Origin of the sequence: Bacteroides fragilis NCTC 9343, from assembly GCF_000025985.1 — a bacterium.
Lineage (GTDB): Bacteria > Bacteroidota > Bacteroidia > Bacteroidales > Bacteroidaceae > Bacteroides > Bacteroides fragilis.
The window spans coordinates 4,450,822-4,474,433 of record NC_003228.3 but is presented as its reverse complement, the minus strand read 5'-3'; the positions used below and the strand labels follow the sequence as shown (position 1 = coordinate 4,474,433).

At 45.8% G+C, this 23,612-nt stretch carries 24 protein-coding genes; 20 read left to right on the top strand and 4 right to left on the bottom strand.

Annotated elements, in window-relative coordinates; all coding sequences use genetic code 11:
- The first annotated feature begins 208 nt into the window (after positions 1 to 208).
- The 4 genes from purB to BF9343_RS18315 all read left to right on the top strand — a co-directional run bounded on the left by purB (position 209) and on the right by BF9343_RS18315 (position 5,193).
- Positions 209 to 1,555: an adenylosuccinate lyase gene (gene purB, locus BF9343_RS18330; RefSeq protein ID WP_005791759.1), complete on the top strand. Its 1,347-nt coding sequence runs from the start codon at positions 209 to 211 to the stop codon at positions 1,553 to 1,555.
- A gap of 81 nt (positions 1,556 to 1,636) precedes the next feature.
- Complete coding sequence (locus tag BF9343_RS18325) at positions 1,637 to 3,037, top strand: pseudouridine synthase (protein ID WP_010993569.1); 1,401 nt, start codon at positions 1,637 to 1,639, stop codon at positions 3,035 to 3,037.
- 106 nt (positions 3,038 to 3,143) lie between these two features.
- The gene (gene asnS, locus BF9343_RS18320; RefSeq protein ID WP_005799125.1) at positions 3,144 to 4,547 is read left to right on the top strand and encodes an asparagine--tRNA ligase; all 1,404 of its coding nucleotides are present in this window, start codon (positions 3,144 to 3,146) and stop codon (positions 4,545 to 4,547) included.
- Positions 4,548 to 4,704: 157 nt separating this feature from the next.
- A complete protein-coding gene (locus tag BF9343_RS18315) occupies positions 4,705 to 5,193 on the top strand; it encodes a DUF4488 domain-containing protein (protein WP_005791753.1) in 489 nt (162 codons plus the stop codon).
- Positions 5,194 to 5,199: 6 nt separating this feature from the next.
- On the opposite strand, the gene BF9343_RS23200 is transcribed toward BF9343_RS18315, so the two are convergent.
- A complete protein-coding gene (locus BF9343_RS23200) occupies positions 5,200 to 5,508 on the bottom strand; it encodes a hypothetical protein (RefSeq protein ID WP_005791751.1) in 309 nt (102 codons plus the stop codon).
- 18 nt (positions 5,509 to 5,526) lie between these two features.
- Between BF9343_RS23200 and rplM the strand changes: the two genes are divergently transcribed.
- The 4 genes from rplM to tsf all read left to right on the top strand — a co-directional run bounded on the left by rplM (position 5,527) and on the right by tsf (position 8,454).
- Positions 5,527 to 5,988 (top strand): 50S ribosomal protein L13, encoded by a 462-nt coding sequence (gene rplM / locus BF9343_RS18310; protein ID WP_005782434.1) that lies wholly within the window; start codon positions 5,527 to 5,529, stop codon positions 5,986 to 5,988.
- Positions 5,989 to 5,994: 6 nt separating this feature from the next.
- Positions 5,995 to 6,381, top strand: a complete 387-nt coding sequence (rpsI, locus tag BF9343_RS18305) for a 30S ribosomal protein S9 (protein WP_005791749.1) — start codon at positions 5,995 to 5,997, stop codon at positions 6,379 to 6,381.
- Positions 6,382 to 6,501: 120 nt separating this feature from the next.
- Positions 6,502 to 7,338, top strand: coding sequence for a 30S ribosomal protein S2 (gene rpsB / locus BF9343_RS18300; RefSeq protein ID WP_005791748.1), 837 nt, complete (start codon positions 6,502 to 6,504; stop codon positions 7,336 to 7,338).
- A 123-nt stretch (positions 7,339 to 7,461) separates the two neighbouring features.
- Entirely contained in the window at positions 7,462 to 8,454 is a 993-nt protein-coding gene (gene tsf / locus BF9343_RS18295) for a translation elongation factor Ts (protein ID WP_005791746.1), read from the top strand.
- Positions 8,455 to 8,643: 189 nt separating this feature from the next.
- On the opposite strand, the gene BF9343_RS18290 is transcribed toward tsf, so the two are convergent.
- Positions 8,644 to 8,994: a translation initiation factor gene (locus BF9343_RS18290; RefSeq protein WP_010993568.1), complete on the bottom strand. Its 351-nt coding sequence runs from the start codon at positions 8,992 to 8,994 to the stop codon at positions 8,644 to 8,646.
- A gap of 176 nt (positions 8,995 to 9,170) precedes the next feature.
- On the opposite strand from BF9343_RS18290, the gene BF9343_RS18285 reads away from it, so the two are divergent.
- The 4 genes from BF9343_RS18285 to BF9343_RS18270 all read left to right on the top strand — a co-directional run bounded on the left by BF9343_RS18285 (position 9,171) and on the right by BF9343_RS18270 (position 12,008).
- Entirely contained in the window at positions 9,171 to 9,833 is a 663-nt protein-coding gene (locus BF9343_RS18285; protein ID WP_005791743.1) for a redox-sensing transcriptional repressor Rex, read from the top strand.
- Between the two features lie 3 nt (positions 9,834 to 9,836).
- Positions 9,837 to 10,451, top strand: coding sequence for a fumarylacetoacetate hydrolase family protein (locus tag BF9343_RS18280; protein WP_009293268.1), 615 nt, complete (start codon positions 9,837 to 9,839; stop codon positions 10,449 to 10,451).
- Between the two features lie 38 nt (positions 10,452 to 10,489).
- Positions 10,490 to 10,969: a 2-C-methyl-D-erythritol 2,4-cyclodiphosphate synthase gene (gene ispF / locus BF9343_RS18275; protein WP_005782445.1), complete on the top strand. Its 480-nt coding sequence runs from the start codon at positions 10,490 to 10,492 to the stop codon at positions 10,967 to 10,969.
- Between the two features lie 73 nt (positions 10,970 to 11,042).
- Positions 11,043 to 12,008, top strand: a complete 966-nt coding sequence (locus tag BF9343_RS18270; protein WP_224223214.1) for a metallophosphoesterase family protein — start codon at positions 11,043 to 11,045, stop codon at positions 12,006 to 12,008.
- Here BF9343_RS18270 and BF9343_RS18265 read toward each other — a convergent pair.
- Positions 12,005 to 12,865 (bottom strand): exodeoxyribonuclease X C-terminal domain-containing protein, encoded by an 861-nt coding sequence (locus BF9343_RS18265; protein ID WP_008661716.1) that lies wholly within the window; start codon positions 12,863 to 12,865, stop codon positions 12,005 to 12,007. The two genes, BF9343_RS18270 and BF9343_RS18265, sit on opposite strands and share 4 nt — an antisense overlap.
- Positions 12,866 to 13,812: 947 nt before the next feature.
- Here BF9343_RS18265 and mnmA point away from each other — a divergent pair.
- The 8 genes from mnmA (at position 13,813) to BF9343_RS18220 (ending at position 21,594) form a co-directional block, all read left to right on the top strand.
- On the top strand, positions 13,813 to 14,901 hold the full coding sequence (gene mnmA / locus BF9343_RS18255) for a tRNA 2-thiouridine(34) synthase MnmA (protein WP_010993565.1): 1,089 nt from the start codon (positions 13,813 to 13,815) through the stop codon (positions 14,899 to 14,901).
- Positions 14,902 to 14,928: 27 nt separating this feature from the next.
- Positions 14,929 to 16,284: a S8 family peptidase gene (locus BF9343_RS18250; protein WP_010993564.1), complete on the top strand. Its 1,356-nt coding sequence runs from the start codon at positions 14,929 to 14,931 to the stop codon at positions 16,282 to 16,284.
- 3 nt (positions 16,285 to 16,287) lie between these two features.
- On the top strand, positions 16,288 to 17,520 hold the full coding sequence (gene xseA, locus BF9343_RS18245; protein ID WP_010993563.1) for an exodeoxyribonuclease VII large subunit: 1,233 nt from the start codon (positions 16,288 to 16,290) through the stop codon (positions 17,518 to 17,520).
- Positions 17,521 to 17,615: 95 nt separating this feature from the next.
- Positions 17,616 to 17,828: an exodeoxyribonuclease VII small subunit gene (gene xseB, locus BF9343_RS18240; protein ID WP_005791731.1), complete on the top strand. Its 213-nt coding sequence runs from the start codon at positions 17,616 to 17,618 to the stop codon at positions 17,826 to 17,828.
- 45 nt (positions 17,829 to 17,873) lie between these two features.
- Positions 17,874 to 18,893, top strand: a complete 1,020-nt coding sequence (locus BF9343_RS18235) for a branched-chain amino acid aminotransferase (protein WP_005791729.1) — start codon at positions 17,874 to 17,876, stop codon at positions 18,891 to 18,893.
- 11 nt (positions 18,894 to 18,904) lie between these two features.
- Entirely contained in the window at positions 18,905 to 19,711 is an 807-nt protein-coding gene (locus BF9343_RS18230; protein ID WP_005791727.1) for an MBL fold metallo-hydrolase, read from the top strand.
- 9 nt (positions 19,712 to 19,720) lie between these two features.
- Positions 19,721 to 20,479, top strand: coding sequence for a tRNA (guanosine(46)-N7)-methyltransferase TrmB (trmB, locus tag BF9343_RS18225; protein WP_041926264.1), 759 nt, complete (start codon positions 19,721 to 19,723; stop codon positions 20,477 to 20,479).
- A gap of 8 nt (positions 20,480 to 20,487) precedes the next feature.
- Positions 20,488 to 21,594 carry an Mrp/NBP35 family ATP-binding protein gene (locus BF9343_RS18220; protein ID WP_005791723.1) on the top strand — a complete coding sequence of 369 codons (1,107 nt, stop codon included), beginning with the start codon at positions 20,488 to 20,490 and terminating at the stop codon, positions 21,592 to 21,594.
- A 90-nt stretch (positions 21,595 to 21,684) separates the two neighbouring features.
- Here the strand turns inward: BF9343_RS18220 and BF9343_RS18215 are convergent, their stop codons facing one another.
- A complete protein-coding gene (locus BF9343_RS18215; protein WP_010993561.1) occupies positions 21,685 to 23,586 on the bottom strand; it encodes a TlpA family protein disulfide reductase in 1,902 nt (633 codons plus the stop codon).
- Positions 23,587 to 23,612 lie beyond the last annotated feature (26 nt).

The window sequence follows — 23,612 nt, the reverse complement described above, 5'->3', positions numbered from 1 at the left end:
CGGTTTTTGAATGATGAATGATCAACGATGAACTATCTTGCAACGATGGTAAAATGCAAGTAGTTCATCGTTGATTGTTTAAAGACTGTTCACCTTTGGCCGTTCATCGTGATTTTAGTCTCTTTTATACAAACTTTCTCTCCCCTTATGCCTTATAACTCAGGAAAAAGAGTTAATTTTGCAGCCTGATAATTATCTAAACGACAATATGAAACTTGATTTACTTACGGCCATCTCTCCGATTGACGGCCGATATAGAGGCAAGGCTGAAGCTTTAGCTGCATATTTTTCTGAATATGCGTTGATTAAATACCGTGTGCAGGTAGAAGTAGAGTATTTTATTACTTTGTGCGAACTGCCGTTGCCGCAACTGAAGGGAATTGATAAGAGTGTGTTCGAGTCATTGCGCAATATCTACCGTAATTTTACGGAAGCCGATGCGCAGCGTATCAAGGATATTGAAAGTGTGACCAACCATGATGTGAAAGCCGTAGAGTATTTCCTGAAAGAAGAGTTTGATAAGTTGGGTGGATTGGAAGAGTACAAAGAGTTTATTCATTTTGGACTGACTTCGCAGGATATTAACAATACATCGATCCCTCTTTCTATCAAGGAAGCATTGGAGCAAGTTTATTATCCGCTGATTGAAGAACTGATTGCGCAGTTGAAGACGTATGCTACTGAATGGGAATCCATTCCGATGCTTGCCAAAACTCACGGTCAGCCGGCATCTCCAACTCGCTTGGGAAAGGAAATTATGGTTTTTGTTTATCGCCTGGAACGTCAGCTGGCTACTTTGAAGGCTTGCCCTGTAACTGCTAAATTCGGCGGTGCAACCGGAAATTATAATGCACACCATGTGGCTTATCCCGAATATGATTGGAAAGCATTCGGAAATCAGTTTGTTGCAGAGAAACTGGGATTGGAACGCGAGGAATATACAACACAGATTTCGAACTACGACAATCTGTCGGCTATCTTCGATGCCATGAAGCGTATCAATACGGTGATGATCGATATGAACCGTGATTTCTGGCAATACATCTCGATGGAATATTTCAAGCAGAAGATAAAAGCCGGAGAGGTGGGATCGAGTGCGATGCCGCATAAAGTAAATCCGATTGATTTTGAGAATGCAGAAGGTAATCTCGGAATTGCCAATGCCATTCTGGAACACCTCGCAGTGAAACTTCCCGTATCACGTTTGCAACGCGACTTGACAGATTCTACTGTGCTGCGTAATGTAGGTACTCCGTTCGGGCATATTGTGATTGCTATTCAAAGTTCGCTGAAAGGATTGCGCAAGTTGTTGCTCAACGAAACGGCTATCTATCGTGATTTGGATAATTGCTGGAGTGTGGTGGCTGAGGCTATCCAGACTATTCTTCGTCGTGAGGCTTACCCGCATCCGTACGAAGCCTTGAAGGCTCTGACTCGTACGAATCAGGCTATCACAGAAACTTCTATCAAGGAGTTTATTGAAGGATTGGATGTGAACGAAGAAATCAAAAAAGAATTAAGAGTAATTACTCCCCATTCGTATACGGGAATTTAAGGGTGATTATTGTTATATATAATATAAGTGTCTAAAATCAGGCCGTGAGGCCAAAAGTTTAATTTTTATTCGAATAAGAAAATGAGCACAGAAAACGAAGAATGGCGCGAAGACTCCAAGAGTGAGAATACGGACGCCGGCCGTGATGGTAACAGAAGTTTTAACAGAGAAGGCGGATACAGTCGTCCTTCATACAATCGTGAAGGTGGCGACCGTCCTTATCGTCCGAGATTTAATAGTAATAGTGAAGATCGTCCTCAGCGTTCTTATGGTGATCGTCCGCAACGTCCTTCATATAATCGTGAAGGTGGCGACCGTCCCTATCGTCCGCGTTTTAACAGCGAGGGTGGTGACCGTCCTCAGCGTTCCTATGGCGACCGTCCGCAACGTCCTTCATATAATCGTGAAGGTGGTGACCGTCCCTATCGTCCGCGTTTTAACAGCGAAGGTGGTGACCGTCCTCAGCGTTCTTATGGCGACCGTCCGCAACGTCCTTCATATAACCGTGAAGGTGGCGACCGTCCCTACCGTCCGCGCTTTAACAGCGAAGGTGGTGATCGTCCTCAGCGTTCCTATGGCGACCGTCCGCAACGTCCTTCATACAATCGTGGAGGCGGTGACCGTCCCTATCGTCCGAGATACAATAACGATAACAGATCGCAGGGATTCTCACGTCCGATACGTCGTACGGGGGATTACGATCCGAATGCTAAATACAGTAAGAAAAAACAGATTGAATACAAAGAACAATTTGTTGATCCGAATGAACCGATCCGTCTGAATAAGTTCCTGGCTAATGCAGGAGTCTGCTCTCGTCGTGAAGCTGATGAATTTATCACGGCAGGTGTAGTTTCTGTCAATGGAGAGGTTGTTACAGAGTTGGGTACAAAGATCAAGCGCGCTGATGTGGTGAAGTTTCACGATGAAACCGTTAGTATTGAGCGTAAGGTGTATGTGTTGCTGAACAAGCCGAAAGATTGTGTAACTACTTCAGATGATCCTCAGGCTCGTCTGACTGTTATGGATCTGGTAAAAGGGGCCTGCGCTGAGCGTATTTATCCGGTAGGACGTCTGGACCGTAACACAACAGGTGTATTGCTGTTGACTAATGATGGTGATTTAGCTTCTAAACTGACACATCCGAAATACCTGAAGAAAAAAATCTATCATGTATATTTGGATAAGAATCTGACTAAGGCAGATATGGACCAGATTGCAGCCGGTATTCAGCTGGAAGATGGTGAAATCCATGCGGATGCCATCAGTTATTCTGACGAGGTGAAACGTGATCAAGTGGGTATCGAAATCCACTCCGGAAAGAATCGTATCGTCCGTCGTATATTTGAATCGTTGGGTTACAAGGTGGTGAAACTTGACCGTGTATTCTTTGCCGGACTGACTAAAAAAGGATTGCGCCGTGGTGAGTGGCGTTATCTTACAGAACAGGAAGTTAACTTCCTCCGGATGGGATCTTTTGAATAATAAAAGAATTTAGAAGATGGCAGTCAGTGGTCAGTAACCGGGCGTTTGTCACTCCCGGTTGCTGACTTCTGGCTACTATATATAATAATGTATATAAAATAGTTGTATGGAAAAGATTAGTAGAACAAAAATTGTCGACCTGATGAAGCGCGAAGATTTTGGCGCTATGGTCAATGTGAAAGGATGGGTTCGCACCCGCAGAGGCAGCAAACAAGTTAACTTTATCGCACTGAATGACGGTTCTACAATAAATAATGTGCAGGTCGTAGTCGATCTGGCGAACTTTGATGAAGAGATGCTGAAGCAAATCACGACCGGTGCTTGTCTGAGCGTGAACGGTGTGTTGACGGAGTCGGTAGGCGCCGGACAGAAGGCTGAAGTGCAGGCTCGTGAAATTGAAGTGCTGGGAACTTGTGACAATACGTATCCACTACAGAAGAAAGGGCACTCTATGGAGTTTTTGCGTGAGATAGCCCATTTGCGTCCGCGTACCAATACTTTTGGAGCAGTATTCCGTATTCGTCACAATATGGCTATTGCTATCCATAAATTCTTCCATGAAAAGGGATTCTTCTATTTTCATACACCTATCATTACAGCGTCTGACTGTGAAGGTGCCGGACAGATGTTTCAGGTGACTACCATGAACCTGTATGATCTGAAAAAAGATGCAAACGGTTCTATCGTGTATGATGATGACTTCTTTGGCAAACAAGCCAGTTTGACTGTTTCGGGACAGTTGGAAGGTGAGTTAGCTGCTACCGCTTTAGGTGCAATCTATACGTTTGGTCCTACTTTCCGTGCCGAAAATTCTAACACTCCGCGTCACTTGGCCGAGTTTTGGATGATTGAACCGGAGGTAGCTTTCAACGAAATTCAGGAGAATATGGATTTGGCTGAAGAGTTCATTAAATATTGTGTGAGATGGGCTTTGGATAACTGCGCAGATGATGTGAAATTCCTGAACGACATGTTCGATAAAGGATTAATTGAACGTTTGGAAGGTGTACTTAAAGAAGACTTCGTCCGTCTGCCATACACGGAAGGTATTAAAATACTGGAAGAAGCTGTTGCCAAAGGACATAAATTCGAATTCCCGGTTTACTGGGGAGTTGATTTGGCTTCTGAACACGAGCGTTATCTGGTGGAAGACCACTTTAAACGTCCGGTGATCCTGACTGACTATCCGAAGGAAATAAAGGCCTTCTATATGAAACAGAATGAGGATGGTAAGACTGTGCGTGCCATGGATGTACTTTTCCCTAAAATCGGAGAGATCATTGGCGGTTCGGAACGTGAGTCTGATTATAACAAATTGATGACGCGTATTGAAGAAATGCATATTCCGATGAAGGATATGTGGTGGTATCTGGATACTCGTAAGTTCGGTACTTGTCCTCACTCCGGATTCGGACTGGGATTTGAACGCTTGTTGCTCTTCGTGACGGGTATGTCTAATATCCGCGATGTAATTCCGTTCCCGCGTACCCCACGTAATGCCGATTTTTAATGAATCATATCTGAATATTCATACAAATGATAAGAAACTCGCATATTCTTTTGATTATGCGAGTTTTTTTATGTCTTTAGATTGCTATTTTTATAAAAGAAATCTTTATATTTGTGACAGACAGATGAATTAAAGTGTTAACTAAAATCGTACAGATATGAAAAAGCTTTATTTCTTTACCATGCTGGCGGCGATGCTGTTTGCGGTAACAAATGTGATGGCACAAAAGGCTAACTTTAAGCCAGCTAATCTGAAAGGAATCTGGCAATTGTGCCACTATGTTTCAGAAAGTCCGGATGCTCCGGGTGTACTTAAACCGAGTAATACTTTCAAAGTACTGAGTGACGATGGAAGAATTGTGAATTTCACGATTCGTCCCGGAGCAGATGCTATTATAACGGGGTATGGTAGCTACGAGCAGTTGTCGGATCATACATACGCTGAAAGCATTGAAAAGAATATTCATTTGCCGATGCTCGACAATCAGGATAATGTTCTTACTTTCGAACTCGTTGATGATAAAGTATTGCATCTTAAATATTTTATAGAGAAGGATCTGAATGGCAATGAACTGAATTGCTGGTATAAAGAGACTTGGAAACGTATTGAGATGCCGGACAAATTCCCGGAAGACATTGTAAGATAATTCAGATTATAAGATCGACTTACGGACTGCAGGTAGCAAGCTGCCGATTATGTATTGTAGCATTGATCGTGTGTGGCTTGTTGCCTGCAGTCTTTTTTTGTCTTGTTGGGCGCTTTTACGGCAGATAGCTTGTGGCTCGTTATCAACCGGATAAATCCAAAAAAAGACAGAAATAGTTTGCCAATTCAAAGAAAAGCCGTACTTTTGCAAGCCGATTATTATCTCAAAAGGATAAGAGATTAATTCATAGCAAGTTAATCTTCCTTTGTCCGGGGAAGGTTGATAAGTGGTGAAGAAAATTTTTAGTAGTAACATTTAAAAAACAAATTAAGAGTGGATACTTTAAGTTACAAGACCATTTCTGCAAACAAGGCAACTGTAACCAAAGAATGGGTTATCGTTGATGCTACAGACCAAACTTTAGGTCGTCTGGGAGCAAAAGTTGCGAAACTGTTGAGAGGAAAGTATAAACCAAACTTTACTCCTCATGTAGACTGCGGTGATAACGTTATTATCATCAATGCAGACAAAGTTAAATTAAGTGGTAACAAATGGAATGACAGAGTTTATTTGTCTTATACTGGCTACCCGGGTGGTCAGAGAGAAATGACTCCTGCTCGTTTGATCGCCAAACCTAACGGTGAAGACAGATTACTGAGAAAAGTAGTGAAGGGCATGCTTCCGAAGAACAGACTGGGAGCTAAGTTGCTGAGCAATATGTATGTTTACGCAGGTAGCGAACACAAACACGATGCTCAGAACCCGAAAGCAATTGATATAAACTCACTTAAATAAGATATAATGGAAGTAGTAAATGCATTAGGCAGACGTAAACGTGCTATTGCACGCGTATTCGTAAGCGAAGGTACAGGAAAGATTACTATTAACAAGAGAGACCTTGCAGAGTACTTTCCATCAACTATTCTTCAGTATGTTGTTAAACAACCATTGAACAAGCTTGGTGTTGCTGAGAAGTATGACATCAAAGTGAACCTGTGCGGTGGTGGTTTTACTGGTCAGTCTCAGGCTTTGCGTTTAGCTATTGCCCGTGCACTGGTTAAGATCAACGCTGAAGATAAGCCGGCACTTCGTTCTGAAGGCTTCATGACACGTGATCCTCGTTCTGTTGAACGTAAGAAACCGGGTCAGCCGAAAGCTCGTAGAAGATTCCAGTTCAGCAAGCGTTAATGGGCTGCCTGACGGAAGATGTTTAGTATCTAAACTACCGGGACTCTTACTATACAGGCTACCCGGCGGTTGGTTTAGAAAAAACAAAAAAGAAAGTAAACGATTTAAAGAAAAAACAAGATGTCAAGAACAAATTTTGATACATTATTGGAAGCCGGTTGCCACTTCGGACACCTTAAAAGAAAGTGGAACCCTGCAATGGCTCCTTATATTTTTATGGAACGCAATGGTATTCATATCATTGACCTCCACAAAACAGTTGCAAAAGTTGATGAAGCCGCAGAGGCTCTGAAACAGATTGCAAAATCAGGCAAGAAAGTCCTTTTTGTTGCTACTAAAAAACAAGCTAAACAGGTAGTGGCTGAAAAAGCTGCATCTGTAAACATGCCTTATGTTATCGAACGTTGGCCGGGTGGTATGTTAACTAACTTCCCTACTATCCGTAAGGCAGTGAAGAAGATGACTACTATCGACAAGTTGACTGCTGATGGTACTTACTCAAACTTGTCAAAGAGAGAAATTCTTCAGATTTCTCGTCAGCGTGCTAAGCTGGACAAGACTTTGGGTTCTATCGCTGACCTGACTCGTCTGCCGTCTGCTTTGTTCGTTATCGATGTAATGAAAGAAAATATCGCTGTTCGCGAAGCTAACCGTTTGGGTATTCCTGTATTTGGTATCGTTGATACTAACTCGGATCCTACAAACATTGACTTCGTAATTCCGGCAAATGATGACGCTACTAAATCAGTAGAAGTTATCCTCGATGCTTGCTGTGCTGCAATGATCGAAGGTCTGGAAGAAAGAAAAGCTGAAAAGATCGATATGGAAGCTGCCGGTGAAGCTCCTGCTAACAAGGGCAAAAAGAAATCAGCTAAGGCTAGACTCGATAAATCTGACGAAGAAGCAATCAACGCAGCTAAAGCTGCTGCTTTCCTGAAAGAAGACGAAGAGGCTTAATATAATAATGTGCCAATTTGCTAATGTGCCGACGCATCTGTAAGGGTGTGGGCATTTTGATTGGCAGATTGGCACATTTTGTTTATTCAAAACGATTATTCATTTTAAAATATAAAAGATATTATGGCTGTAACAATGGCTGATATAACCAAGCTCCGCAAAATGACCGGTGCTGGTATGATGGACTGCAAAAATGCGTTGACTGATGCTGAAGGCGATTTCGACAAAGCAATGAAGATCATCCGCGAAAAAGGACAGGCAGTTGCTGCAAAACGTTCTGACCGTGAGGCTTCTGAAGGTTGTGTTTTGGTAAAAGTAGAAGAAGGTTTCGGTGCTATCATCGCTTTGAAGTGCGAAACTGACTTTGTTGCTCAGAATGCTGACTTCGTGAAACTGACTCAGGATATTCTGGACGCTGCTGTAGCTAACAAGTGCAAGACTCTGGAAGAAGTTTTGGCTCTTCCGATGGGTGATGCTACTGTAGCTCAGGCTGTAACAGACAGAACCGGTATCACTGGTGAAAAGATGGAGTTGGATGGTTACATGGTTTTGGAAGGCGCTACAATTGCTGCTTACAACCATATGAACAGAAACGGTCTTTGCACCATGGTTGCTTTCAACAAGAAAGTTGACGAGCAGCTGGCTAAGCAAGTAGCTATGCAGGTTGCTGCTATGAATCCGATCGCAGTTGATGAAGATGGTGTTTCTGAAGAAGTGAAGCAGAAAGAAATCGAAGTGGCTGTTGAAAAGACTAAAGTAGAACAGGTGCAGAAAGCTGTAGAAGCTGCTTTGAAGAAAGCTAATATCAATCCGGCTCATGTGGACAGTGAAGACCACATGGAAAGCAACATGGCTAAAGGCTGGATTACAGCTGAAGATGTTGCAAAGGCAAAAGAAATCATTGCTACTGTTTCAGCTGAGAAGGCTGCAAATATGCCTGAACAAATGATTCAGAACATTGCTAAAGGACGTTTGGCTAAGTTCTTGAAAGAAGTTTGCTTGCTGAATCAGGAAGACATCATGGATGCCAAGAAGACAGTGAGAGAAGTGTTGAAAGAAGCTGATCCTGAATTGAAGGTTGTTGATTTCAAACGTTTCACTTTGAGAGCTGAATAATCTCAAGGAATCAAGAATATAGAAACGGCCGCACAGAAAGTCTGTAGCGGCCGTTTTTTGTGACTGTCCGTAATGTTACGGTTATCTGTTTACGCAGAATCCGGGACAAGAACTTTTGCGTATGAAGTGAATGGATCCGGAACTTGTTTACATTTTGCCGGACCTGTTTCAAGTGGGATTTGTTTCCCCTTATCCTCCTACTGCTTTTGTTTTCGTATATCCTTCTTTCTTCAGCAGTTCTACTATTTTTTGTTTGAAGTTTCCCTGAACGATAATCTCTCCGTCTTTAGCCGATCCGCCTACTCCACATTTCGTCTTGAGGAGTTTTCCCAAATCTTTCAGGTCGTTCTCGGTGCCGACAAAGCCGGTAATTAGGGTTACGACTTTGCCGCCCCGGTTTTTCCGATCCAATTGCACCCGTAAGTTCTGTTGTGACGGTTCCAGGGTTACTTGCTCTTCGTCATCATCCATCTCATAATTATAATCCGGGTTGGTGGAGTAAACCACGTTCAGCCGGTCTTTCCAATCGCTGTTCTTCATTATTCCAGTCTATTAATTAAGTTCAAAAATAATATATTGTTCCGAACCTTGCAAACTATTAAGTGTCCCCGGGCGTTTTTGTATGTAGAAATTATGTTAAGCTTCTATGACATCCTTATGGCATTTCGGAAAAAATAGTGTAATTTTGTCAATCGCTAATGTAAAAGCAGAATGAAGTGACTATGAACAATCAGATACAGCATAAAGACAGTACAAAGGTTCCGGAGCCTACTTTGCGTCGGCTGCCTTGGTATCTTTCGAATGTAAAGTTGCTGAAGCAGAAAGGTGAACGTTACGTCTCTTCTACCCAGATCTCCAAAGAAATAAACATCGATGCTTCGCAGATTGCGAAAGATTTGTCGTATGTTAATATTTCCGGTCGTACGCGGGTGGGGTATGAAGTGGATGCGCTGATTGCCGTTCTGGAAGATTTTCTTGGCTTTACAAATATGCACAAGGCTTTCCTGTTCGGTGTAGGAAGTCTGGGAGGAGCTTTATTGCGTGATTCCGGACTTAGCCATTTCGGCTTGGAGATTGTAGCTGCTTTTGATGTAAACCCGTCGCTGGTAGGCACTACGCTCAATGGGATTCCCATTTTCCACTCTGACGATTTTCAGAAGAAGATGCAGGAGTACGGTGTGCACATCGGTGTACTGACCGTGCCCATCGAGATTGCCCAATGCATTACAGATACGATGGTGGCCGGTGGTATTAAAGCCGTCTGGAATTTTACTCCTTTCCGTATTCGTGTTCCGGAAGATATCGTGGTGCAGAACACATCACTTTACGCTCACCTCGCTGTTATGTTTAATCGTTTGAATTTTAATGAAATAGAATAGAGCATGAAGATTATAGCTGTTGGAATGAATTATGCCCGGCACAACGAGGAACTGGGACATACGTTGGAGAATAAAGAGCCGGTAATTTTCATGAAACCCGATTCGGCCATCCTTAAAGATGGCAAACCTTTCTTTATTCCCGATTTTTCGAATGAAGTGCATTATGAAACAGAACTGGTAGTGCGCATCAATCGCTTGGGAAAGAATATAGCTTCACGCTTTGCTCATCGTTATTATGATGCGGTGACAGTCGGCATCGACTTCACTGCACGCGATTTACAGCGCAGGTTTCGTGAAGCCGGCAATCCTTGGGAATTATGTAAAGGTTTCGATAGTTCCGCTGCCATTGGCACATTTGTACCGGTAGAGCAACTGGCCGATGTGCAGAATCTTCATTTCCACCTGGATATAGACGGGAAAACGGTACAGCAGGGGCACACTGCCGATATGCTGTTCCGGGTAGACGATATCATTGCTTATGTCAGCCGCTTTGTGACTCTGAAAATCGGTGACCTTCTTTTCACCGGTACGCCTGTAGGGGTCGGTCCGGTCAGTATCGGCCAGCATTTGGAGGGATACCTTGAAACCGAGAAGTTGCTTGATTTCTATATCCGGTAAGTCCGGATACTCCTTTATTCATTTATAAAATAACTCTTATGAAAATAAAAGTAGGTTTTGGTTTCGACGTCCACCAATTGGTCGAAGGACGTGAACTTTGGTTAGGAGGCATTCTTTTGGAACATGAAAAAGGATTGTTGGGACATTCGGATGCCGATGTATTGGTGCATGCTATTTGTGATGCCTTGCTGGGTGCTGCCAACATGCGTGATATCGGTTATCACTTCCCTGACAATGCCGGTGAATATAAGAATATAGACAGCAAGATTTTATTAAAGAAAACAGTGGAGCTGATTGCTACCAAAGGCTATCAGATCGGTAATATCGACGCCACTATCTGTGCGGAGCGCCCTAAACTGAAAGCCCATATCCCTTCGATGCAGCAAGTGCTTGCCGAAGTGATGGGGATCGATGCAGATGATATTTCCATTAAAGCCACTACCACCGAGAAACTTGGTTTTACCGGGCGGGAAGAAGGTATTTCCGCCTATGCAACCGTGCTGATCAATCGCGTGTGATTGAATTCATCTCCTAAACATACATAGTATGAAAAAGATTCTTGGGACCTTATTGGCCGTTTTGTTTTCTTTCATGGCAATAAATGATAGTGCTGCCCAAAATACCGTTTTGCGATTTAATAAAGACGGTAAGTTCAAAATTGTCCAGTTCACCGATGTACATTTCAAGTATGGTAATCCGGCTTCGGATGTAGCTCTTGAACGTATAGGGGAAGTATTGGATGCCGAACATCCCGATCTTGTGATTTTTACCGGTGATGTCGTTTATTCTTCTCCTGCTGATAAAGGTATGCTTCAGGTGCTTGGGCAAGTGGAACGTCGGCACCTTCCGTTCGTTGTTACTTTTGGGAATCATGATAATGAACAGGGAAAGACCCGTGCCGAACTTTATGATTTGATTCGTGGAGTAGCCGGAAATCTGTTGCCCGACCGTGGTGCTTCTCCTTCGCCGGACTATATACTGACAATGAAATCCTCTGCCGACGCTTCAAAGGATGCTGCACTGCTTTATTGTATGGATTCACACTCCTACTCTTCGCTTAAAGATGTAGACGGATATGCGTGGCTGACTTTCGGTCAAGTCTCATGGTATCGTGCTCAAAGTGCCGCCTATACTGCCCGGAATGGTGGCAAACCTTATCCGGCATTAGCTTTCTTCCATATTCCACTTCCGGAGTATAATGAAGCTGCTGCCAACGAGAATGCCATTCTTCGTGGTACCCGTATGGAAAAGGCTTGTGCGCCACAGTTGAATACCGGTATGTTTGCTGCCATGAAAGAGGCAGGAGATGTGATGGGCGTTTTTGTAGGACACGATCATGATAATGATTACGCTGTGATGTGGAAGAATATTCTTTTAGCTTACGGCCGTTTTACCGGTGGGAATACGGAGTACAATCATTTACCCAATGGTGCTCGTGTTATTGTACTTAATGAGGGTACCCGGACGTTTGAGACCTGGATTCGTCAGAAAGGTGGAGTCGTGGATTCTACTTCTTATCCGTCTGACTATGTAAAGGATGACTGGAGAAAGCGTTAATCCGCCGGATGAAACTTCACATGGCTCAAACGTGTATACTTTGAGCCATAACTTTCGTACGTGCGCGCTATCCGTGCTGAGGCGATGTGGACTATCTCGCCGGGGCGGAACTCATGTTCCAGTGCCGGAAGTTGGCAGGATACGGGGCTGGGTGTTTTCGAAGAAATCCTTAGGACCACCAGATTTCCGGACGGATCGGTTAACGTTACTATCTGTCGTACAAAGAACTGAACGGAAGTACCCATGACCCTTGTTTTATACGGATCGTCTTCAAGCCGCACTCTTACCACTTTTAGATTCAGGCCCTCCAACTTTTCACCCTCGTTGCCCAGAAAACGGCCGGCTTCGCGTTTCTGCCGTGCCTTTCGTTGCATGATGTCCAGATGTACAGAGTGATATACTTGCGCTATGGCTACAAAACGCTCCTGCTTGGGGATTTTGGGTGTGTATTTGTAGGCTATCCAGCTCAGGTAGGCCGGATCGACTTTCAGGATTTCGTGCAGATAGTGTCCGCGATATCTTCCGAACGATATGATATCGTCTCCGTTGCTTTGCATCCTCTTCTCGTTGTATTCCACAATCAGCAGGCAACGCCTGGAAAAGAAAAACAGCGTGCTTGCCATCCGCAGTGATTCGTTGATGTCTGCTGAGAGTTCATGAATAAACAGAAGTCTGTTCTTCTCGAGTGTAGGCGAATAGATCCAGACCGAGTAAGTGGGATGTCCCGGTCTTGGCAGAACCACAAAATAGGCTCCTGCCTCTTTGTAAGACATGCGGCCCCGGTTGTATTCATTCAGTTTGGCATACAACAGAGCTTGTTCAGCTTCGGGTATTCCCGGTAATTTGGGGTTTGCCATATCTGAGTCTTCTTATACTTCAAATATACTGATTCTTTTTGAAGAAGGCAAATGCTTTTAGCTATTTTTTTTATTTCTCTTTTCTGCTCTATCCCTTTTGTGGTTGAGTTAAAGGATAGGACTATGTAATAACATTTTGGATATATACTTGTGTGCCCCGGCGGAAATGCCGGGAGGACTTCGGCGACTGCATTCATAGGTTTCCTATTGTTCTTTTGCTACTTGTGGCCGCTTTTCGTGCGCAGAAAGTAATTAAAGTCGGTGTTTGCGTGACAGCCCTTTTTCTCCGGATCGGCAAACCGGATGTAATGGAGCGGGAAAACAGTGCTTTTAAGGACGGAAAGCCGGGGTCGGGAGGGGGAAGAGCCGGGCTTTTGGGAAAATGAACGGTTGTTTCCGGGAAAAAGAAGGAAGCGTTTGCTCCAAAAGACGGTTACATTTTCCGAAAATGCTTATATGTTTTCAAAATATCTCCTAATGTTTTCACTCATATCTCCTGTTGTTCAGGAATCTTACTTCTAAAGTGCCCGATTCCTCTCCGGTTGTTAGTCGCTAAGAGAGCTTTGGGAGGTGATAAAAAGCTCCTCCTTTTACGATTCGCCTTCTCTACTGGTCTCTTTCTGTGTCTTTCCGCTTCTTATTGTATGGTTATTGTCCGATTGGCTGCTAAAAGGACAATCGGCTGATTGCGTGTAGGCCGTTTTTTCTTACGAAGCTTTCCGTCGGCCCGAAAAACCGAAATGTAGGGAGGTTCTGATATCAAATTGACAGAAAGACAAAAGCATCGTTCTACAAGTGTTCTGTTCATGGATATGTAGGAGACATTGCCATGACATGAGGTCTGTTATGCCCCCTGTAGTTTTAAAGTTTGTATACTAACTTGTCCAATTGATTGTATTCTGCCGGGAATCTTGTACATTTGCATTCTTCGTAAAAAGAGAATGAATATGAAAGAATCCAAGAAGCGTGTTCTTGTCGGTATGAGTGGGGGGATAGACAGCACCGCCACCTGCCTGATGCTGCAAGAGCAGGGATATGAGATAGTGGGGGTCACCATGCGTGTCTGGGGTGACGAGCCGCAGGATGCCAGGGAGTTGGCGGCACGTATGGGGATAGAGCATTATGTGGCCGATGAACGCGTTCCTTTTAAAGATACCATTGTCAAAAACTTTATAGACGAGTACCGTCAGGGGCGTACGCCGAACCCTTGTGTGATGTGCAATCCGTTATTTAAGTTCCGGATGTTGATAGAATGGGCTGACAAGCTGGGGTGCGACTGGATAGCCACCGGTCATTACTCCCGGTTGGAAGAGCGGAACGGACATATCTATATCGTTGCCGGTGATGATGACAAGAAAGACCAGTCCTATTTCCTCTGGCGACTGGGACAGGACGTGCTGCGACGTTGCATTTTTCCTTTGGGTAACTATACCAAGCAGACCGTCCGTGACTATCTGCGTGAGAAAGGCTATGAAGCCAAGTCGAAGGAAGGGGAGAGTATGGAGGTATGCTTTATTAAAGGAGACTATCGCGATTTTCTTCGCGAACAGTGTCCGGAGCTGGATGCTGAGGTAGGTCCGGGATGGTTTGTCAGTTCAGAAGGTGTAAAGCTGGGGCAGCACAAAGGCTTCCCTTATTATACCATCGGACAGCGTAAAGGACTGGAGATCGCACTGGGAAAACCGGCCTATGTCTTGAAAATCAATCCGCAGAAGAACACCGTCATGCTGGGTGATGCCGGGCAGTTGAGAGCCGAATACATGGTGGCGGAGCAAGACAACATTGTGGATGAGGATGAATTGTTTGCGTGTCCGGACCTGGCGGTGCGCATCCGTTACAGAAGCCGTCCGATTCCTTGCCGGGTGAAGAGGCTTGAAGACGGGCGTCTGCTGGTTCGTTTCTTGGCGGAGGCGTCGGCGATTGCTCCGGGGCAGTCGGCCGTGTTTTATGAAGGCCGGCGGGTGTTGGGCGGTGCGTTTATCGCTTCGCAACGCGGTATCGGGTTAGTGATTGAACAGAACAAAGACTGGAAATAGAAACAAAAACAAAAATAAAAATACGAGATGAAAAAATTAGCACTTATTGCCTTGGTCTTCGTTGCTTTGGGAGCGTCGGCACAACAGGATACGTTAAAGTATCGCATCAGCCTGAAAGATAAGGCTGCGACCACTTATTCACTGGATCATCCCGAGAAATTCTTGTCGGAAAAAGCCATCGCCCGCCGCCAGCGTCAACAGTTGCCTGTCGACTCTACCGATCTGCCGGTCTGCCGTCGGTATGTGGATGCCATCCGCGACAAGGGAGTGAAGATTGTGGCTATGGGAAAATGGGATAATTTCGTCACCGTGTCATGTAACGACAGTGCCGTGATAGGCGAAATTGCCGCACTGCCTTTTGTGCGTGCTACCGAGAAGGTATGGGTTGCCCCGTCGAAACCTGCAGCGGAAGATAAACGGGACTCCCTGGCGAACAGTCCGCTCAAGAGTGAGAACTACTACGGTCCTGCCCTCCGGCAGATAGAAATCAGTAACGGCGAAAAATTGCATGAGGCCGGATTTAAGGGACAAGGCATGACCATTGCCGTGATCGATGCCGGATATCATAACGTGGACAAGATAGAGGCTATGAAAAACATCCGCATCCTGGGTACGAAAGATTTCGTGGAACCGGGAAGCGATATCTACGCCAAAGGATCGCACGGAATGGCCGTTCTCTCCTGCATGGCGATGAATGATCCTTATGTAATGGTGGGTACGGCTCCCGAAGCCTCTTATTGGTTGCTCCGCAGTGAAGATGAAGCGTCCGAGCATTTGGTGGAGCAGGACTACTGGGCGGCGGCTGTCGAGTTTGCCGATAGTGTCGGAGTAGATGTGGTGAATACTTCATTGGGATATTTCACCTTTGATGATTCTACCAAGAACTATAAGTATCGTGACCTGGACGGACACCATGCACTGATGTCCCGCCAGGCGTCGAAAATGGCGGATAAAGGAATCGTACTGGTGTGCAGTGCCGGTAATTCGGGTGCCTCTTCATGGAAGAAAATCACGACACCGGGGGATGCGGAGAATGTGCTGACGGTAGGTGCTATCGACCGGAGAGGCGTGTTGGCTTCGTTTTCTTCTATCGGCAACACAGCCGATAATCGCGTGAAACCCGATGTCGTTGCCGTGGGGCTGAACTCGGATGTGATGGGGACAAACGGTAATCTGCGTAAAGCGAGTGGAACCTCGTTTGCCTCACCGATCCTGTGCGGCATGGTGGCTTGCCTGTGGCAAGCTTGTCCGCAACTGACTGCAAAGGAAATCATCGAACTGGTGCGTCAATCCGGTGACCGGATCGATTTCCCCGACAATATCTACGGATACGGAGTGCCCGATCTGTGGAAAGCTTATCAATCTGTTTCGAAGAAAAAATAAGATATGCAAGACACGCTTTCTCTTTATGAACTGAATGCCTTGGTCCGGCGGAGTCTGGAGCAGTGCCTGCCCGATGAATACTGGGTACAGGCGGAGTTGAGCGATGTCCGTACAAACAGTACCGGGCATTGCTATCTGGAGTTTGTCCAGAAAGATCCCCGCAGCAATAATCTGATAGCCAAGGCAAGAGGAACGATCTGGGCTAACATCTACCGGCTGCTGAAGCCTTATTTTGAGGAGTCCACCGGACAGTTGTTTACTTCCGGCATAAAGGTGCTGGTCAAGGTGACGGTTGCTTTCCATGAATTGTATGGTTACAGCCTGACCGTGCAGGATATCGACCCTACCTATACATTGGGCGATATGGCACGCCGCCGCCGGGAGATACTCAGGCAGCTTGAAGAAGAAGGGGTGTTGACGCTGAACAAAGAGTTGGAGATGCCGTTATTGCCACAACGCATTGCGGTCATCTCTTCGGCTACGGCAGCCGGTTATGGCGATTTCTGCCATCAGTTGCAGCACAACCCGCGCGGGTTCTACTTCCGTACGGAACTTTTTCCCGCCCTGATGCAGGGCAACCAGGTGGAGGAGTCTGTATTGGCTGCCCTCGATGCAGTGAATGCCCGGGTGGACGAGTTCGATGTGGTGGTTATCATCCGTGGTGGAGGTGCCACTTCCGACTTGTCCGGCTTTGATACTTATCTGCTGGCTGCTGCCTGTGCACAGTTTCCGTTGCCTGTCATAACCGGCATCGGACACGAGCGGGACGATACCGTACTCGATTCTGTAGCCCATACCCGCGTGAAAACTCCGACAGCAGCGGCCGAACTGCTGATCGACCGGATGGAAGAGGCGGCAGACCGGCTCGGGGCGTTGGCCGAAGAACTGCATACCCGTGTTTTCTACCGCCTGGAGCAAGAACGCAGGAGGCTTGCTTTGCTACAGGCACGCATACCGTCACAAGTGATGCGTAAACTGTCGGAATCGCGGATAAAGTTGCAGATGGCGAAAAGCAATCTCTCGCATGCTGCCGAAACTTTATTGGCCCGCCAGCACCACCGGCTGGAACTTTTACAGAACCGCATTGCGGACGCTTCGCCTCAGAAACTGTTGAAACGAGGGTATAGCATCACTCTGAAAGACGGGAAGGCGGTGAAGAGTGCTGCCTGCCTGCAATCGGGAGACGAGCTGATAACCCGCCTTTACGAAGGAGAAGTGAAGTCGAGAGTCGAATAAGTCCATGCCGTTTGAAATGTTTTTCCAAATCATCCGGTAACCTCTCTGCCTGCTCTGCGGAGGAGGGGTTTCCTGTATAATAGTAAAATAGTAATATGCCAGCCAAGAAGAAAGAGACCTATTCACAGGCTATAGAACGCCTGGAAAAGATTGTTCGGCAGATCGACAGTAACGAACTGGAGATTGACGAACTGAGTGAAAAAATAAAAGAAGCCAATGAAATAATAGCTTTCTGTACCGGAAAGCTGACAAAGGCAGATCAGGAAATTGAAAAATTACTGCAAGAAAAGAGGCTATCTGAAGAATAAAGGTTATTTTTGTTGCTCAATCGAAAATAACTAATAACTAACGATATGAAAGAAATAGACTGGGCTAATCTGTCATTCGGTTATATGAAGACAGACTACAATGTGAGAATCAATTTCCGTAATGGCGCATGGGGCGAACTCGAAATAAGTAGTAGCGAGGTGTTGAACCTGCACATGGCTGCCACTTGCCTGCATTATGGTCAGGAAGCCTTCGAGGGTTTGAAAGCTTTCCGTGGTAAAGACGGCAAAGTGCGTATTTTCCGTTTGGAGGAGAATGCTGCGCGTCTGCAGTCCACCTGTCAGGGCATCATGATGGCTGAATTGCCGACGGAACGTTTCAAGGAAGCTATCCTGAAGGTGGTAAAATTGAACGAACGCTTTATTCCTCCTTACGAGAGTGGAGCTTCTCTTTACATTCGCCCGTTGCTTATCGGAACCAGTGCCCAGGTGGGTGTCCATCCGGCAGATGAATATATGTTTGTTGTATTTGTCACACCGGTCGGTCCTTATTTCAAGGGTGGCTTCTCTACCAATCCTTATGTCATTATCCGCGAGTACGACCGTGCTGCGCCTCACGGAACCGGTATCTACAAAGTCGGTGGAAACTATGCAGCCAGTCTGCGCGCCAATAAGAAGGCTCACGACTTGGGTTATTCCTGCGAGTTCTATCTGGACGCAAAAGAGAAAAAATACATTGACGAATGTGGTGCGGCCAACTTCTTTGGTATTAAAGACAATACCTACATCACTCCGAAGTCTACTTCCATCCTTCCTTCCATCACCAATAAGAGCTTGATGCAGTTGGCGGAAGATATGGGCATGAAAGTAGAGCGCCGTCCGGTACCCGAAGAAGAGTTGAGCACTTTCGAAGAAGCGGGAGCTTGTGGTACTGCTGCCGTTATCAGTCCGATCGAACGTATTGACGACCTTGAGAATGGCAAGTCGTATGTGATTTCGAAAGATGGAAAGCCGGGACCGGTTTGTGAGAAGCTTTATAATAAATTGCGTGGCATCCAGTATGGTGACGAACCCGATACTCACGGATGGGTGACTATTGTTGAATAAACGTTCGATAAATGAACTACAAAATAACAACCCTCGCGGAAAACAGTGTTTACGGTAAGGGATTACAGGGAGAGCATGGGCTTTCCCTGCTTGTTGAAGCGGGGGAACACAAAGTGCTGTTCGATACCGGTGCTTCGGATCTGTTTCTCCGGAATGCCCGCCTGTTGGGACTCGATCTGAGCGATGTGGAATATGTGGTGTTATCTCACGGACATCGTGACCATACAGGGGGGCTTTATGCCTTTCTGAAGATGAACAGTGTAGCGAAGGTGGTTTGCAAGCGTGAGGTATTCCGGAAAAAGTTCAAGAACGAGCGTGAGAACGGAATGCTTCATCCCGAAGCATTGGATAAGTCGCGCTTTTGGCTGGTTGACGAAACTACGGAGATTGTGCCGGGCGTATTTGCGTTTCCGGACGTCAAGGTGGTGGACAGGAACGACACTCACTTCGAACACTTCTTTACGGAGATAGAAGGAGAGATGCGTCCCGATACTTTTGAAGATGAACTGGCATTGGTGTTGAAGGGCGAAAAGTCTCTTTCGGTACTGAGTGCCTGTTCACACCGGGGGATTACCAATATCATTCGTGCCGTGCAGAATGCCTTTCCGGGATTGGGACTCAAACTGGTGATGGGAGGCTTTCATATTCACAATGCGGAAGAAGAGAAGTTCAATGTGATTTCGGCCTTTCTGGGTATGAAACTTCCCAAACGTCTGGGAGTCTGTCACTGTACCGGCATTGACAAATATGCGTTGTTCCGTCAGCAATTTAACGACCGGGTGTTTTATAACTATACCGGTTGGGTAGAAACGATTTAATTTTATTGAATGGGAAAAAATAAATTAGAGAAGTTTGCCGATATGGCAAGTTATCCGCATGTCTTTGAGTATCCTTACTCGGCAGTGGACAATGTGCCTTTTGACATGAAGGGAAAATGGCACAAAGAGTTTTTCAAGAACGATAATCCGATTGTACTCGAATTGGGTTGCGGACGTGGCGAATATACCGTCGGACTGGGGCGGATGTTTCCCGATAAGAATTTTATCGCGGTAGATATCAAAGGCGCCCGTATGTGGACGGGAGCTACCGAATCTTTTCAGACCGGCATGAAGAATGTGGCTTTCCTGCGTACCAACATCGAGATCATCGACCGCTTTTTTGCAGAAGGGGAAGTGAGCGAAATCTGGCTGACTTTTTCTGATCCGCAAATGAAGAAAGCTACCAAGCGACTGACTTCTACCTATTTTATGGAACGCTACCGTAAGTTTTTGGTATCCAATGGAATCATTCATCTGAAGACTGACAGCAACTTCATGTTCACTTATACCAAATATATGATTGAGGAGAACGGACTGCCGGTAGAGTTTATCACCGAAGATCTTTATCATTCTGATTTGGTGGACGATATTCTGGGTATCAAGACCTATTATGAACAACAGTGGCTCGATCGCGGTTTAAGCATTAAGTACATCAAATTCCTGTTGCCGCAGGAAGGAGAACTCAGAGAACCGGATATTGAAATTGAACTCGATTCGTACCGGAGCTATAATCGTAGCAAACGGAGCGGATTGCAGACATCTAAATAATACAAACTATGACAATCTATCCTAAATTAATACTCGATGCACTGGCTACAGTGCGTTATCCCGGAACCGGAAAGAATCTTGTGGAGGCCGGTATGGTGGAGGATAACATCCGTATAGAGGGAATGAAGGTTTCATTCTCCCTGATTTTTGAAAAACCGACCGATCCGTTTATGAAGTCGGTGATAAAAGCTGCCGAAACAGCTATTCTTACTCATGTGGGCAAAGAGGTGGAGATAGTTGGAAATATCAGTGTGAAAACAGTACAGGCTGCACGTCCCGAAGTGGGCAAATTGCTGCCCCATGTGAAGAATATCATCGGCATCTCTTCCGGTAAGGGAGGAGTGGGTAAGTCTACCGTATCGGCCAACCTGGCTGTAGCGTTGGCTAAGTTGGGTTATAAAGTCGGTCTACTGGATGCCGACGTTTTCGGTCCTTCCATGCCTAAGATGTTTCAAGTGGAAGATGCCCGCCCCTACGCTGAGAAGATAGACGGACGCGATATGATTATTCCTGTCGAGAAGTATGGCGTGAAACTGCTTTCTATCGGTTTCTTTGTCGATCCCGACCAGGCCACTTTATGGCGCGGGGGTATGGCGAGCAATGCGTTGAAACAGTTGATCGGGGATGCCGCCTGGGGAGATCTCGATTATTTCCTGATCGACCTTCCGCCGGGTACGAGCGATATTCACCTGACGGTAGTCCAGACACTGGCACTGACAGGTGCTGTTGTTGTCAGCACTCCGCAGGCTGTAGCTTTGGCCGATGCCCGCAAGGGGATCAACATGTTCACTAATGATAAAGTGAACGTCCCCATCCTCGGATTGGTGGAGAATATGGCCTGGTTTACTCCGGCCGAACTTCCGGAAAACAAGTATTATCTTTTCGGAAAAGAAGGTGCCAAGAAGTTGGCCGAAGAGATGAACGTTCCGCTGTTGGGACAGATTCCGATTGTTCAGAGTATCTGTGAAGGAGGCGATAAAGGAACTCCGGTTGCTTTGGATGAAAATACGGTTACAGGTCGTGCATTCCTCGCACTGGCTGCCAGCGTGGTACGTCAGGTAGATAAGCGGAATGTAGAAATGGCTCCCACGAAGATTGTGGAGTTACATAAGTAACGATAAGCGCTTTTAAATGATGAACGATCGGTTCCTTGTCTCATAGGCAGGAGCCGATCGTTCTTTGTTTATTGTTTGTTGTCCGGAGGGTTAATCATATACTTTCATCAATTCCTCTTTTATTTGGGCTACACCCGGGAATCCTGTCTTTTGATGTTTGACATTTCCTTCCCGATCGATGATGAGATAGGTGGGTACGCCCCTTATGTCGAATTTATCACCTAAGAAACTCCATTGGGCATCCGTTAAACGGAAATGCTCACCGTGGATATCCGGAATCATGTTCTCCCATGTTTTCAGGGGGGAGGTTTCGCCGGTAATGTAAAGGTAGACGATGTCCTTTCCTTTCAACTCTTCCTTCAGTGGCAACATTGCTTTATTGGCCATGCGGCAGGGGCCGCACCAGGTTGCCCAGAAGTCTACCAGAATCACTTTGCCCCGGTACTTAGAGATGATGGATGAAAACAGCTCTTCATTGCTGACGTCACCAACTTCGTTGATGGTGAACCCTGTCTTCTTTTTATTGGCCTCAAGGGTCTTCAGCAGTTGGTTGTTGGCGTCCCGCACTTCATTCTGACAGGCAGGTGGAAGAGTGGCAAGTATCACTTCCTGTTCGGCAGTCAGCGGGGTGAACTCTTTGATGGACGAATAGAGTTCGCCTGCTTTGTTGATATCGAAGTAGATTCCTTTGTCGGTTCCCCAGGCTTTGGTCAGTTCATCGGTTCGACGGCGTAGATAATACGGAATCAGTTCGGAGAGCTTGGAATTATAGAGTGCTGCCATGGTGTTGATGGAAGCGAGCGGTCTGAAAGCATTCGCATAATAATTTTCAGGCAGTTCTATCTGAGCCGTGTTAAAGTATTCCCTGGCCTCTTCTTTGCTCATTTTGTGCTCCATAGTGTAGGCTTGCTTGATAACCATTTCCGTCAGGGAGATGGCTTGGGCAGCCTCGGCATCCACTTGATTGCCCAACACTGCCTTGAGCGCCTTGCTGATTGGAGCTTTCTCTATGGATGCCAGGAGATTAGCCCGCTTTCCATAGATAAAGTCTTTGTAAGCGCCGGCGTCCATTCCTGCTACATCCTTGAATAATTGGCGGTAATCATTTAGAATGGAGGTTTTTAGGGTGCAGTTCGAATATTCCTGTGACAGGCCGGCTAATGTTCCGCCGAAATAAACGGCTTCGCCATAAGGTTTGTCATCCTTATGAAACTTGGATTGCTGGCGGCAAAGTTCACGGGTATTGATAATGACGCTGCTCTCTTCGCCCGGTACGGCATAGAAAGTTATCATTTTACCAAAAAGGCGGATGGCAGCCGATGTGGTGGTCGGCACTTTCACTCTCGTGACGAATGTACCGTCATTGTTTATTTTTACTTCTTCGCTTTCGTAGGCACCTTTTACCGGATCGAATATAATCGGTACAATTTTGCTGACGAGTCCCGGGCGATAATCCAGAATCCGTCCTTTTATAGTAGCGTCTTTATATTCAATTTTGGGCTCGGGCAATTCATCGTTGATGTCGATTTTATGTACGATGGCTTCTTGAGGTAACAAAAGTTCCGGGAGGGCTTTGCCTTTCAGCTGAATGCCCCATATCTTGAAAGCACCTTGAACGTTGTCTCCTTCTGAAAAATCGATCGAAGTAGCCGAGACCGGGATCGGTGGGAATACCAGGCGGAATTCTCCTTCTCCGGATTCGGGCATCCAGAATTCCGTGTCGGGCTTGATACCGATTCCCGAACGCAGAGTGTAAGTTTCTCCGTTATTGTCCTTCAGGAAACTTTGTCCGGAAATCCTGATCCATTGCTTGGGATGATAGAATGCTTTGATATAAAGCACCGTAGCTGTATCGCTGAGAACAACTTTGTCCACTTGAATAGAGGTACTGGTCCAGGCGATGAATGGGGGTTGCTCTATAACTTTCTCTTTAGCTTTTGTGAGGCTACAGATACACAGCAAAAGAATAGCAATAAATGTGATTTTCTTCATATTGTTTTTATTAAAATGATTTTCAG

What these genes read in the sequence shown, in the direction of transcription:
- BF9343_RS18215 (WP_010993561.1), bottom strand. Translation starts at nt 23,586, where the DNA reads ATGAAGAAAATCACATTTATTGCTATTCTTTTGCTGTGTATCTGTAGC.
- BF9343_RS18315 (WP_005791753.1), top strand. Translation starts at nt 4,705, where the DNA reads ATGAAAAAGCTTTATTTCTTTACCATGCTGGCGGCGATGCTGTTTGCG.
- trmB (WP_041926264.1), top strand. Translation starts at nt 19,721, where the DNA reads ATGGGAAAAAATAAATTAGAGAAGTTTGCCGATATGGCAAGTTATCCG.
- BF9343_RS18270 (WP_224223214.1), top strand. Translation starts at nt 11,043, where the DNA reads ATGGCAATAAATGATAGTGCTGCCCAAAATACCGTTTTGCGATTTAAT.
- BF9343_RS18220 (WP_005791723.1), top strand. Translation starts at nt 20,488, where the DNA reads ATGACAATCTATCCTAAATTAATACTCGATGCACTGGCTACAGTGCGT.
- BF9343_RS18290 (WP_010993568.1), bottom strand. Translation starts at nt 8,994, where the DNA reads ATGAAGAACAGCGATTGGAAAGACCGGCTGAACGTGGTTTACTCCACC.
- rpsB (WP_005791748.1), top strand. Translation starts at nt 6,502, where the DNA reads ATGTCAAGAACAAATTTTGATACATTATTGGAAGCCGGTTGCCACTTC.
- BF9343_RS18250 (WP_010993564.1), top strand. Translation starts at nt 14,929, where the DNA reads ATGAAAAAATTAGCACTTATTGCCTTGGTCTTCGTTGCTTTGGGAGCG.
- xseA (WP_010993563.1), top strand. Translation starts at nt 16,288, where the DNA reads ATGCAAGACACGCTTTCTCTTTATGAACTGAATGCCTTGGTCCGGCGG.
- ispF (WP_005782445.1), top strand. Translation starts at nt 10,490, where the DNA reads ATGAAAATAAAAGTAGGTTTTGGTTTCGACGTCCACCAATTGGTCGAA.
- asnS (WP_005799125.1), top strand. Translation starts at nt 3,144, where the DNA reads ATGGAAAAGATTAGTAGAACAAAAATTGTCGACCTGATGAAGCGCGAA.
- rpsI (WP_005791749.1), top strand. Translation starts at nt 5,995, where the DNA reads ATGGAAGTAGTAAATGCATTAGGCAGACGTAAACGTGCTATTGCACGC.
- purB (WP_005791759.1), top strand. Translation starts at nt 209, where the DNA reads ATGAAACTTGATTTACTTACGGCCATCTCTCCGATTGACGGCCGATAT.
- tsf (WP_005791746.1), top strand. Translation starts at nt 7,462, where the DNA reads ATGGCTGTAACAATGGCTGATATAACCAAGCTCCGCAAAATGACCGGT.
- mnmA (WP_010993565.1), top strand. Translation starts at nt 13,813, where the DNA reads ATGAAAGAATCCAAGAAGCGTGTTCTTGTCGGTATGAGTGGGGGGATA.
- xseB (WP_005791731.1), top strand. Translation starts at nt 17,616, where the DNA reads ATGCCAGCCAAGAAGAAAGAGACCTATTCACAGGCTATAGAACGCCTG.
- BF9343_RS18230 (WP_005791727.1), top strand. Translation starts at nt 18,905, where the DNA reads ATGAACTACAAAATAACAACCCTCGCGGAAAACAGTGTTTACGGTAAG.
- BF9343_RS23200 (WP_005791751.1), bottom strand. Translation starts at nt 5,508, where the DNA reads ATGTTACTACTAAAAATTTTCTTCACCACTTATCAACCTTCCCCGGAC.
- BF9343_RS18265 (WP_008661716.1), bottom strand. Translation starts at nt 12,865, where the DNA reads ATGGCAAACCCCAAATTACCGGGAATACCCGAAGCTGAACAAGCTCTG.
- BF9343_RS18235 (WP_005791729.1), top strand. Translation starts at nt 17,874, where the DNA reads ATGAAAGAAATAGACTGGGCTAATCTGTCATTCGGTTATATGAAGACA.
- BF9343_RS18280 (WP_009293268.1), top strand. Translation starts at nt 9,837, where the DNA reads ATGAAGATTATAGCTGTTGGAATGAATTATGCCCGGCACAACGAGGAA.
- BF9343_RS18325 (WP_010993569.1), top strand. Translation starts at nt 1,637, where the DNA reads ATGAGCACAGAAAACGAAGAATGGCGCGAAGACTCCAAGAGTGAGAAT.